Genomic DNA, 5,891 nt, shown 5'->3' with positions numbered 1-5,891 from the left:
GTCTTTCCTTGCCGGGACAAGGCGAATGACGGCGATCTCGCTGGGAATGGACTGTGCCAGTCGGGTACAGGCTTCGCTTCCTGCGGTGTCGCTGTCAAGGCAGAGGAACACTTTTTGGGTGTCCTTGCGTTCAGAAAGAAAACGGTCAAGAGCCTTGCCCGAAACGCCGCCCAGGGCAAGATAATTTCTTTTCTGCCAGTCCTGCGGATAAAGGCAGATGAATGATAACAGGTCAATCGGTGCTTCAAAGACAAAGAGCTGATTGCCGTTTCCCTCATAGCGGAACGGATAGGACTTGTCAGCCCCGGCAATGTCCTGTCTGAATGGGTCTGCCGTTCCTCGCACATGGGCGTATCTCGGCGTACCGCTTCGGTCTCTGCCGACAAACACAACATTGTGCCGCTTTGCGTCCTCGTAAATATCCCCGGAAAGAAGAAAAGTCTCAACAAGCGTTTTGTTGAGACCTCGGCTTTCGCAAAGATATTGAATTGCTCTGTCGGCTGTTCTGTTGTGCAAGGGCAAGTGGAACGCTGTGGGCGGTGCTGTGGTGGCTTCGGTCTGTCCCTCGCCGTTTTCGCCTGTCAACATCTGGACAGCTTCGGGAAAGGACTTGCCGTAAAACTCCATGACGAAATCAATGGGATAGCCGCCCTTGCTCTGGCTGTGGCGAAACCACTTGTTTCCCCGGACGGTCAGGCTGTCATGTTCTTTCCAGCGGTATTCCCGTCCGCTTTTGATAAGCGTCTCTCCCTGTGTGCGGAGAAAATCTTCCAGACTGACGGCGTTTGCCCGGTCAATCTGCGCTTGGGTGTAATTCATCGGGATAGTTCCTCCTTTTTCTGTCGTGTTTGGGGTCGATTTTGGAGCTTTTGTTTCTCTGTGCGCTCGTTAAATCGGGCGGCAGTACCTACGCATGACTTGACCTTCCAAAGGCGGTGTAAATCGTCTCTGACGGTCTTAAACTCGCCATAGGTGGTGTTGTGCGCCTGTTCCAGCTCGTCATACTCTTCGGTCAGCTTTTTCATATCCACCTTGCCGTCCGGGAACTCCCCGGTCAGCTTGCGTCTGGCGGCGTAGAACTGTTTCAGTTCCGCTTCATGCTCTGCCTTGTACTTGGCTCTCGATTTCTCAAACTTGATTTTCTGCAAGCCGTCATAGACAGGCTTTAAGCTCTTGTAGGTGGCAGAGTAATCATTAAGACTGCGGATTGCTTTCATTCGGGCGTTCTGGCTGTCCATCGTTGTCTTTAAGCCGTCAACGGTGGTGCGGTGGCTCTGCAATCTGCTTTCCAAATCTTCAAGGGTGTAAATGCCGTTTGCCCGGAGATAATTGAAAGTTTCGTTCATCTCCTTTAGGTTGCTGACCTTGCCTTTCTGCGAATAAGCCCCGGCTTTTCGCTGGGTGTAATAATCGTTCAGCAGAGAAACAAGGTCGGGTGTCTGCGGCTTGGCAAGCTCAGCTTTTATCTCCGTTATCCAGTCGAACAGGAGAGAGATTTTCTTTCTGATGTCCTTGATAACGGCATTGGTCGCCTTGATCCAGCGGTTGAACTCGCCCTTTTCGGTGCGGATACCTTTCTTCTCCATTGCTCGGACGGTTGCTCCCTCGTGAATGGTGGGAAGTAAATCCACGCCCTGCCGTTCATAGCTGCGGTGGTCGATACGAACATCCAGACCTTTCTCCGCAAACTTGGCGTTGCACATCTCCGCCCATGCTTCACGCCAATGTTCCAGCGTTTCGGGACTGCCCCAGTCGGTAGTGGGAACGGCATTGAACACATACTTACCGTTTGCGTCTCGAATACGGTTGCCCTCCTCGTCCAGCACATATTCTCGCCGTTGTTTTATGCCCCATGTGCCGTCCTGCTCCATTGGTCGAATAGGGCAGAGAAAGTGAAAATGGGGATTGGGTGTGCCGCCGTCCTCACACTCCTTTTCGTGAAAGGACACATCAACGGTCATGCCCCGGCTGACAAACTCCCGAAACAAAAATTCCCTTGCCAGAGAGATGTTTTCTTCAAGAGAAAATTCATTCTGCAAGGAAATTTCAAAACTGTATGCAAGCTGGGCGTTCTTACCACGCTCGGCTTTTTCAACTGCGTTCCATAGGGTCTGACGGTCTGCGTATTCTTTCGGTGCATGGGGCGGCAGGAGAATGTCAGAGCAGATAACACCACGCTTTCTGGTGTAGTCGCTGTATTCGCCGTAATACTCGCTGTACAGCTTTTCGCCGGAACGATAGGCGGCAGAAGCAATCGCAGACTGACCTTTACTGCGTTTCGTTTGGGTTACTGTGAAGTGGAATAGTGCCATTGGCTTTCAGCTCCTTTCCTCTGTTTGCTTGGTTGATGTGTGTAATCTCCATGTGCCGGACGGCTCTCTGTACCTCCGGCAGACCGAAGATGTGTTCCATCAGCTCGGTCATTTCGGTGCGTGTGAGATTTTTGACCTCCGGGGCAAGGCTCTCAATCGTGCCGCCCAGATTGCAAAGGCGGTGGGTACGTTTCTGCCTTTCGCCTTTCTCCAGATATTTCTTTCTGTTCTCCAAACGCTCCAGTTTGTGCTGTTCCTGTGCAAGCCGCTTTTCCACTTGCTCTTTTTCAGCTCGAAGCTGTTCAAGGCTTTTCTGTTTTGCCATTTTGGTTGACCTCCTTTTTTGAAAATGGGTATAAAAAAAGACCGCCAACTTTTCGCACATTGCGACCAGTCAACGGTCTATTTTTCGGTATTCGGTTGTTGTATTCAGTTAGATAATTTATTTGCTATCCTTACCGAAAAAACCAATCGTAGCCATAACAAAACCCACGATAATTAAAAGAAACGACACCCACAGTGTTCCTACATATATCACCTTTAATCCTGCAAGTATCATTATAGCAATACCCAATAGCATTAAACTGTTTCCAAACATAATCTTTTTCATACGCTCACGCTCCTTTGTTAAATTATCGTTTACTATTTTCAAACTTGCTGGCGGCGAACGGTTTGTCAAAACCGTTTGCGGACGGCAAGTCCACAGGGGATAGCCGCTTTAGCGGTGCAAGGGGGTGTAGCCACCTTGACGGAACGAAGTGACGCAACATTCGCAGGCAAGCAGTTTTCTTCTGCTGACAGAGAATGAAGCTCCGCAGGACGCACTACTCTCGATAGAGAGTATAGAAGTGCGCCCTTTAGTTCCTAAAGGGTTTTTCTCCGGCTTAATTTCTCGACAAACTGCAATTAGTCATTTCAGCAAGTATTTTCCGAGTCCTACCTGAATCAAATACAGGGCAAGGATATGTGCTGGATAAAAAACATAAAAGAAGTATTTCAGCTTCAATTTACCACGTTTTCCGTTGTATAGCAGAATAAGCAAGCCGGCAAGAAGCGTACATAAAGGTGGTTGATTCCCCGTTGCCCCCATGTAAGCCAAAAGAAACAGCAGCACTTGATAGATTCGGTGATTACGGCAAATATAAAATGCTGATATGAATAAGATCCCCTGCATACCGTAGTCACAACGGATTCCTTCCGCAATGCTGGAAAAAAGTACTACACTGAGAACTTGCAAGACTACTGATTTTATTCTATCCACTGGTAGGTCGGATTCACACGAAAATCTTTCAAGGCATACCAATGTCAATAAGCCTAAAAACAAGGTGAAAAATACATTTTGATACTTCAAGTAAAACGGAAATGTACCTTCCATTCGTGAATACGCACTAAAGAAACCTATGTCAAATGGAATTTCCGAAATAAGGGCAAATGCAAGCATCAACCCAATATAGCGTTTTTTACTTCTTGTGTGTTGGAATCCTTCTGCCAGCAAAAAACAGAATAGCGGAAAAGCAATCGTCCCAATGCTTTGCAAATCAAACCGTATGAGATTATCTATCTCTTGGAATCTCTCCCACGACATTTGTTCGTTATCTACCATAGACCCCCAGTAGTTTGATAGCAGCCATTGCAGCACAATTTTACATAGATGGTCAATAACCATTGTCAGTACAGCAATAAACTTTAACGAATTTCCCGTGAGAAATTGAATGCGATTTATTTTCCTATCAATGCTCATAATGTAACCTTCTACCAACTTCCAATTTTACGATTTTTCGTATTCAAATTATACCATAAAACTCGTGACCAATTCTACCGCAACTTTTGAATATATGAGAAAAGTCCGAACAGTTTTCTGCCCGGACTTTCTCGTTCAATCATAAATCAATTCCGCTTTCACAATCTCCTCTGCCTGTGCCTTGCAAGCGTTCATCTGCCGCACCCATTCCATTTGGTTTTCGGCTTTCAGCTGTTCGGTCACGCCGTTGCGCTTCACCAGCTCCGGCACGATCAGCTCCATGCGGTTTCGTGCCGCTTCTTCAATCTCGGCGCAATGTTCAAAGAGCTTGTCGGATAGCACCAGCTCATTGAACAGTATCGGGCGGTGCATTTCTAGATACGCCTTGCGAAGTCTGCCGTAGTGTCCGATGGGCTTGGTCTTGCGGATAACAATGTTCGGGATAAGATAATCTCCGTTCTGTCTGTAAGTGATGTTCATGCAATCTGCGCTCCTTTCTGCGGCTCTCTCTGCGGTAAACTGCTGACAGGGACGAACACGCCCTTTGCAATATCCTCCGCACGAATGGCGGCTTTCTTGGCTTCGATTTCTGCCTTTTTTCTCCCCTTGATTTTGTCCTCGTATCGCTTCTGCGATCCGCTGGCTTTCCGCTTCAAGTAGTTCTGATGAAGCCTGTCTTTGCGTTCCTCACGCTTGCGGATTTCTTCTAATTCCTCTGGGGTAAGCTCCACTTCTCCAAACGCCGGAGGAACGAATCGCCCGACAAAATTGAAGTAAATCTCGACCTCCTGTGTGGTCTGTATACTGCCCTTGCGGTCACGCTCATGCACAAGGATTTTCTCGATAAACTCGTTGAGCATGGCAATGGTCAGCTTGTCGAAGTTCTCATATTTGTCAATTAGAGCGATAAAACGGTCAGCGTCCTTTTCGTGCTTCTCATAGCTCTTGACAGCCTTTTCCAGAGCAGAGATTTCAGCGGTAAGCTCGGACTGTTCCTTTTCGTATTGAGCGTCCAGAGTGGCGTATCTGCTGTCGGACAGCTTGCCTAAAATGTTGTCCTCATAGATTTTGCAGAGCAGGACTTCCAGCTCGGAAACTCTCTGCTTTGCTGTGGCAAGGCGTGTGCGCTGTTTTCTGACCTCTGCCGTCTGCTGGCTGGACTGCGCTTCCTGCACCACACGGACAAACTCGGCTCGGTCATGCTTGGCATACTCGGCAATAGCTTTGAGCATTTCGGAAACAAGGGACAGTACCACATCTTCATTGATACGGTGCTGGGTCTTGCAGAGCTTTCCAACTGGGACTTTGCTGTATTGGGAACAGGTATATTGAGAAATACGCTTGCCGTTGTTGGTACGGTGGACATACATCTTGCCGCCGCAATCGGCACAATAAAGCAAGCCTGTGAGGGGAGCTGCTTCGCCCCAGCCGTCCGGGTAGCGTCTGACATTCCCACGGATTTTCTGCACAAGGTCAAAGGTCTGCTGGTCAATGATAGGCTCATGGGTATTCTCGAAAATTGTCCATTCGTCCTCCGGGACATAATGGCTTTTCTTGTCCTTGAAGTGCTTTCGGGTCTTGAAATTGATGGTGTGTCCCAGATATTCACGCTTTTCAAGAATGTTGCAGATGGTGGAAGAACCCCAGCCGTACATATCTTTGAAAGTCTTGTTTTTGTTCACGCCCTCGCCGTGTTGGGCAAGGTAAGCAGACGGAATAAGCACCTTTTCCGATTTCAGTTTGCTGGCGATCTGATACGGACCGTAGCCGTCAATCGTCATGGCAAAGATGCGCTTGACCACATCAGCGGCTTCGGGGTCAACCAACCATTGGTCTCT

General features: G+C 48.3%; 7 protein-coding genes. All 7 read right to left on the bottom strand.

Annotated elements, in window-relative coordinates:
* Positions 1-819, bottom strand: an 819-nt coding sequence (locus OCV68_RS14495) for a DUF3991 domain-containing protein (protein ID WP_262573763.1), incomplete at its 3' end; no start/stop codon positions are given.
* Positions 816-2,312 (bottom strand): MobQ family relaxase, encoded by a 1,497-nt coding sequence (mobQ, locus tag OCV68_RS14490; protein ID WP_262573761.1) that lies wholly within the window; start codon positions 2,310-2,312, stop codon positions 816-818. The genes OCV68_RS14495 and mobQ, both read right to left, overlap by 4 nt.
* Complete coding sequence (locus tag OCV68_RS14485) at positions 2,269-2,637, bottom strand: DUF3847 domain-containing protein (protein ID WP_009259852.1); 369 nt, start codon at positions 2,635-2,637, stop codon at positions 2,269-2,271. Before OCV68_RS14485 ends, mobQ begins: the two co-directional genes overlap by 44 nt.
* 117 nt (positions 2,638-2,754) lie before the next feature.
* Positions 2,755-2,922: a hypothetical protein gene (locus tag OCV68_RS14480; protein WP_009259853.1), complete on the bottom strand. Its 168-nt coding sequence runs from the start codon at positions 2,920-2,922 to the stop codon at positions 2,755-2,757.
* A 300-nt stretch (positions 2,923-3,222) separates the two neighbouring features.
* Entirely contained in the window at positions 3,223-4,053 is an 831-nt protein-coding gene (locus OCV68_RS14475) for a TraX family protein (RefSeq protein ID WP_110437415.1), read from the bottom strand.
* Between the two features lie 135 nt (positions 4,054-4,188).
* The gene (locus OCV68_RS14470) at positions 4,189-4,533 is read right to left on the bottom strand and encodes a TnpV protein (RefSeq protein ID WP_262573752.1); all 345 of its coding nucleotides are present in this window, start codon (positions 4,531-4,533) and stop codon (positions 4,189-4,191) included.
* The coding region (locus tag OCV68_RS14465) for a DUF4368 domain-containing protein (protein WP_262573749.1) at positions 4,530-5,891 on the bottom strand (1,362 nt) is incomplete at its 5' end. The genes OCV68_RS14470 and OCV68_RS14465, both read right to left, overlap by 4 nt.

Origin of the sequence: Huintestinicola butyrica, assembly GCF_025567215.1 — a bacterium.
GTDB lineage: Bacteria > Bacillota > Clostridia > Oscillospirales > Ruminococcaceae > Huintestinicola > Huintestinicola butyrica.
The sequence above is the reverse complement of the archived record's forward strand: the minus strand, read 5'-3'. Positions and strand labels throughout refer to the sequence as shown.

Bases quoted from the DNA above. Each gene is read 5' to 3' on its own strand.
- mobQ (WP_262573761.1), bottom strand. From the start codon at position 2,312: ATGGCACTATTCCACTTCACAGTAACCCAAACGAAACGCAGTAAAGGT.
- OCV68_RS14485 (WP_009259852.1), bottom strand. From the start codon at position 2,637: ATGGCAAAACAGAAAAGCCTTGAACAGCTTCGAGCTGAAAAAGAGCAA.
- OCV68_RS14480 (WP_009259853.1), bottom strand. From the start codon at position 2,922: ATGAAAAAGATTATGTTTGGAAACAGTTTAATGCTATTGGGTATTGCT.
- OCV68_RS14475 (WP_110437415.1), bottom strand. From the start codon at position 4,053: ATGAGCATTGATAGGAAAATAAATCGCATTCAATTTCTCACGGGAAAT.
- OCV68_RS14470 (WP_262573752.1), bottom strand. From the start codon at position 4,533: ATGAACATCACTTACAGACAGAACGGAGATTATCTTATCCCGAACATT.